Raw genomic sequence first — 277 nt, forward strand, 5'->3', positions numbered from 1 at the left:
GGTTATGGGCACTACTTCGTGTTCGGCTCGGCGGCGGCGATCGGGGCGGGCATGGAGGTCGCGGTGGAACACACGGTCGGCAAGGCGCACATATCGGCGTTCGCCGCGTCGGCCGCGGTGACCCTGCCGACGGCGTTCTATCTGCTGATGGTGTGGCTGCTGCACTCCCGCCACCACAAGCGCGGCCCGGCCCAGCAGATGGTGCTGCCCCTGGCGGCCCTTCTGGTTCTGGCCTGCACCTTCGCCGGCCGCTGGGCGGTTCTGCTGGCCGGCGTGG

Annotated in this window: 1 protein-coding gene; it reads left to right on the plus strand. The window is 70.8% G+C overall.

Going from position 1 to position 277, the window contains the following annotated elements; genetic code table 11:
- Window positions 1-277, plus strand: a 277-nt coding sequence (locus ACSNOK_RS34080; RefSeq protein ID WP_436784608.1) for a low temperature requirement protein A, incomplete at both ends; no start/stop codon positions are given.

Source organism: Streptomyces sp. URMC 126, assembly GCF_051386555.1.
In the GTDB taxonomy this organism is placed as follows: domain Bacteria; phylum Actinomycetota; class Actinomycetes; order Streptomycetales; family Streptomycetaceae; genus Streptomyces.